Here is a 4,915-nt window from a genome sequence, read left to right as displayed (position 1 = left end):
TCATTAACGAGGGCTTAGAAATACATAACATTGGAACTCCTGACGAACGAGAACAAATAATCATTAAAGTGCTCGAAGAGGTCGAACTCGACCCGGGCATGCGCCATCGTTATCCACACGAGTTTTCCGGTGGACAAAGGCAACGAATTGCAATTGCACGAGCGCTCGTCCTTAAGCCCAAGCTAATAATACTCGACGAGCCAACATCTGCTTTAGATCGTACTGTCCAAAACCAAGTGATAGATTTGCTGAGACACCTTCAGGAAAAGTACCAAATCGCCTACTTATTCATTAGTCACGACCTCGCAGTCGTACGAGCATTAAGTCACAGAGTATTAGTTATGCGCCATGGAGACGTTATCGAAGAAAACGACTGTGAAACTCTTTTTGACGCACCTCAACATGACTATACAAAAAACTTATTAGATGCGGCCTATTTTTATTCATAAAAATATCTCAGCAAGTGGTATATTCTTAACATCAGCATAGATTAATTGCGAGCTACCTTCTCGCTTAGACAGCACTTTCAATTGGTTCCAGGTAATAGATTATGGGTTTCTTAGCAGGTAAAAAAGTTCTTATAGTTGGCATTGCAAGCAAGCTATCGATTGCAACCGGTATCGCTAATGCCTTTCACCGAGAAGGCGCAGAAATAGCGTTAACCTATCAAAACGAGAAGTTGAAAAAGCGAGTTGAAGGGTTTGGTGAAGCATGGGGATCAAAGCTAATTCTACCCTGCGATGTTGCCGACGACGAGCAAATTTCTCAGGTCTTCGAAGAGATTGCTAAGGTGTGGGATGGCATTGATATAATCGTGCATTCCGTAGGCTACGCTCCCGCCCACGAACTAAACGGTGATTATGTTGATGTAACCACCCGTGAAGGTTTTCAAATCGCTCATGATATTAGCTCTTATAGCTTTGTTGCTTTGGCGAAAGCAAGCCGTGAGTTAATGAAAGGGCGAAATGGGTCATTACTAACCCTAACCTACTTAGGCTCAGAAAGAACCTTGCCAAACTACAACGTAATGGGCTTGGCAAAGGCCAGTCTTGAAGCAAACGTTCGTTATATGGCCGGTAGCCTTGGGCCTGAAGGAACGCGTGTTAACGCCATATCAGCTGGCCCCATTCGTACATTGGCTGCATCCGGCATTAAGAACTTCCGAAAAATGCTATCTGAAAATGAACAGCAAACACCACTTAGACGTAACGTGACTATTGACGAAGTTGGCAATGCTGCTGCTTTTTTATGCTCAGATCTAGCTAGCGGAATTAGCGGAGAAGTATTATTTGTTGATGGTGGCTTTAATACTAGCGGCATGCGTTCACTAGAAGAAAGCTAAACCGCTTAGATAACTGCTATTTTAAGGACTACGTCACTGAAAACGGTAAGCACATACTGGTAGTCTATGCAGTCCTTGAGAAGTGCTTTTGTACATGCCTTGTACATCTTTGTGCGACGTTTAATTTTTGTGATGGATACGTATAGTGGAACGTCTTTTTTACCGCATTAGGCTTGCTTTTGTCCTATTGACATTTACCTTCGCCCTAAGTCTAGGCGGCTGCGCAAACATCAAGCAGGCGTCTCAATCTTCGACCTCCTTGTCTAATTTTCTTGGCTTTTCCGAGCTACCTGACTGGTACATTACGAGCAAGTATAGTTATAGTGACTCCCAGTGGATCGAAAACGACTTTAATACAAAAATCCATTATCGCGACGTAGGCGAAGGCCCTGTAATACTTCTACTTCACAGCGAACTTTCCTCACTTCATGCTTGGGAGGATTGGATCGACATTCTGAGTAATGACTTTAGATTGATCGCAATAGACCTGCCAGGATCAGGGCTTACTGGCGCACCACACTGTGTTTCTGATAGTACAGACACTTGCGCCGAAAATTTATCGAGCGATTACATTGTCCACACACTTGAATACTTTATTGAAGATCTTGGCATAAATAAATTTTCGCTTATTGGCAGTTCCTACTCCGGTTATTTGGCCGCACAGTACGCGGGTCTGCAGCACCCCGAAAAATTGGATAAGCTTGTACTAATTAGCCCTAAAGGATTCCAACAAGAGTTACCATGGATACTTAACTATGCCACAACGTCTGGCATGGATATATTCAGCAAATACATACAACCCTCAGGCGTTATCACTGAAATTGTTCAAGACTTTTATGGTCTGGAAAAACCATCGCGCGCCGTAACCGAGAGGTATCTGCACCTTGCCCAAACTGAAGGTACCCACGCGACCAACATCAAACAGCTGAAACTTGTCCGTGCTTTAATGGAGCATGGCATGCTGCTCGATCTCAGCGAAATTGAAGTTCCTTCGCTTATCATGTGGGGTCAGTCCGATAAGTGGGGAGACCCTAGCCATGCGCAACGCTGGCATAAGGCGCTGCCTAACTCAACCTTGGTCACCTATCCAAACTACGGCCACGCGCTAATGGAAGAAGGTAAAGAACTAACGGCTGCTGATGCTGCGGCATTCATTAACGAAGAACCTGTACCAAGCCTTAATAACGGTGTAGGCAATGGCCTATCAATCGAAGACCACTTGAACGAATTTGACAAAGACTCACTGTTTGGCACAGAGCTTGAAGAAATGGAAGACGCGGAGTAGTTCAAAAGCCTTACGTATTAGTTAAGGTATTTTGACATCAGAAACTTCCAATCTACTATTTCAGTCCCATCGGAATCGTAAAGTAGTAAGCCGGTTAGATAATCAGACTTATATGGTTTTACCCATCTCACTTCTGCGGTTAACCTGAAGTTTTTATTTTGTTCTGGCAGATCAATTATAAGACTGTGAATAGCGCCTTGCGTTAGAGGTTCATCGACATAGGCTTGAAGGCCATTCGCGGACAAATCAACACATTCACATTGTACAACGTGAGCAGGTCTATCATCCCCAGGTTCACGTGACACTGTTTCAATATAAATATCTGCATCAACGTTCAAACGCGCTTCTACTCGCTTCTCATCAATATCAAAGTACTTTTTTAAGTCTTCATCATTCATGCTAGTAACCATTTTTATTTTGCCATACGCAATCGGCTTACAACCCTTTGCAAGCTGTCTTCAAATTCTGCTCCGTCGCTCAAAAATTCCATTTTGTTTGTCACAACAAGGTCCACAAGGTCAACTTCTTTATATTCCTTTTTCTTAATCCCGAGCTTATCAACAAAAATGAATTTACTACTCGCAGCAATCTTCACTACTAGCTTATAGCGCTCCGCTTGGTCACCAATCGTAAGTGAGACCCAAGCACCTATAGTCAATTTCTGTACTTTCGCTAGTGCTGATACTTCAAGTTGGGCTTTTTTCTTATCTTCGCGCCTTTTAAGTAGTTCTTTAGTACGTTCGGCAATTTCCTGCGCTCTCTTTTCTGCCTCTTCTTCGGCAAGTCGTTTTTCTTCGAGCAGTCTCTCTGCTTCTTCTTTCGCTTTCTCGGCGGCAGCGATTCTGGCTTTCTGCTGTGAATCAGCTACTCGCATCAGCCCCTTAACACAAGCATTAAACACAACAGAGAATGACTCCCCTTGCTTGTAAGGTTTAATCTCACCTTGATTGAGCAAGTGGTCTAACTCCTGACGGGTATATATGCCCGTTTTCATCCCCAAATAATTACCAAACAAAAACAAGCCAGCATAGTCAAAGCGGTTCAATAATATCATTGAAGGTGAACTAGCTTGGTCTGTACCCATTACAAACCAGTCACTTTCTTCAAGATTGAGTTTTTCTACCGAATCATTTTGAGGTACGGAGCTATCACCAACCTCATCTTTATATAATATTCTTGAGATATCGAAATGACTAAATTGTTCATTAAGTGTTATATCAGTCGGTACTGAAGTATAGGGAACAAAAGAATCGCAGAACTCTTGTTTAAGCAATGAAACCATACTTTCTTCTAAGGCATTGAATATGCTTTCGTCGTAAGCAATATTCGATCTATCAAGAACCTTCTTGAGATCGTCAACCAAGCTATCAGCTAACTGAAATAAAGCCTTGCCCTGCTGGCAAAAGGCCTTCATCAAAGACTGGGTCAATTTGTCGATTTCGGCATCCAGACGCACATGAAGACCGTCTTCGCATACCAAATGTACAGCCACACTGTTAAGCCAATAAGAATCCAGAAAGCACTGTAAACTCTCGGGAAGTTTTTTACGTGCAAAAACCGAATCAATGTAGCTTTGTGCACACCAAAAGCTGAAACGTTTCCAGCATAATTGAGACTCTGACTCGATTAGACGCTGAGTAACCTTTGTAAACTTTGAGCGTTGCTTATCTTGGAAGTCTTTCCACTTAAGTTCAGCATCCTCAATCAGCTCCAGGTTTGAATGGAGATTTGCTATTACTTGAGTGCTGACGTCATTCAATTGTTCAAGAAGTAAGTGCTTGGAACGCTCGGGGACGGCGCTCCAGCCAATACAGTCTGTAGCTATCAGTTCAAGCAAGCCAATGACAGAAGCAAGTATTTTCTTTTGGTCAACCCCTTCTTGCTGAAAAACTTTTTTTTGCTCTAGAAAAATGATCGTAAATAATGAAAAGCGCCAGACAGATAAAATGTTCGCAATTTCATGGGGGAAGCAATTCTTGCGGAGCCAAACGTCGAAGCAACGGTCCAAGATAAAAGCAATATTATTAACGCCACTTTTCTGTGCGCCTTCATAATGCTTCTTTAGATGATCTAACAAGCTCACTTCGTACTGACCTACTTCTAAGACAAAGTGCTGTCGAACACCCTCTAAATCTAGAGTTTTGTCGGTACTAGTGCCAAAATCCTGTAGATACTTAAGCTCAGGCACACGTAGCTTTTGACACAAAGCCCTCACAAAACTCAAGTCATTACTAAGGCGGCTCACGAAGAAATTACTGCATTAATTTTTTCCATACGCTTCATTATAG

5 protein-coding genes are annotated in these 4,915 nt (G+C 42.7%); 3 read left to right on the top strand and 2 right to left on the bottom strand.

What is annotated here, in order from left to right; translation table 11 throughout:
* From A3761_RS11695 to A3761_RS11685, 3 genes are all read left to right on the top strand, one after another.
* Positions 1-449, top strand: a 449-nt coding sequence (locus A3761_RS11695; protein ID WP_156491808.1) for an ATP-binding cassette domain-containing protein, incomplete at its 5' end; no start/stop codon positions are given.
* 101 nt (positions 450-550) lie between these two features.
* Positions 551-1,342: an enoyl-ACP reductase gene (locus tag A3761_RS11690; protein ID WP_068509078.1), complete on the top strand. Its 792-nt coding sequence runs from the start codon at positions 551-553 to the stop codon at positions 1,340-1,342.
* Positions 1,343-1,487: 145 nt separating this feature from the next.
* Positions 1,488-2,627, top strand: coding sequence for an alpha/beta fold hydrolase (locus tag A3761_RS11685; protein ID WP_068509080.1), 1,140 nt, complete (start codon positions 1,488-1,490; stop codon positions 2,625-2,627).
* A gap of 17 nt (positions 2,628-2,644) precedes the next feature.
* Here the strand turns inward: A3761_RS11685 and A3761_RS11680 are convergent, their stop codons facing one another.
* Positions 2,645-3,025: a PilZ domain-containing protein gene (locus A3761_RS11680; RefSeq protein WP_068509088.1), complete on the bottom strand. Its 381-nt coding sequence runs from the start codon at positions 3,023-3,025 to the stop codon at positions 2,645-2,647.
* 14 nt (positions 3,026-3,039) lie between these two features.
* Positions 3,040-4,815, bottom strand: a complete 1,776-nt coding sequence (locus tag A3761_RS11675; RefSeq protein WP_068509083.1) for a DUF1631 family protein — start codon at positions 4,813-4,815, stop codon at positions 3,040-3,042.
* Positions 4,816-4,915: the final 100 nt, after the last annotated feature.

The sequence above is a fragment of the Oleiphilus sp. HI0123 genome, from assembly GCF_001635315.1.
This window is presented reverse-complemented; position numbering and strand designations above follow the sequence as displayed.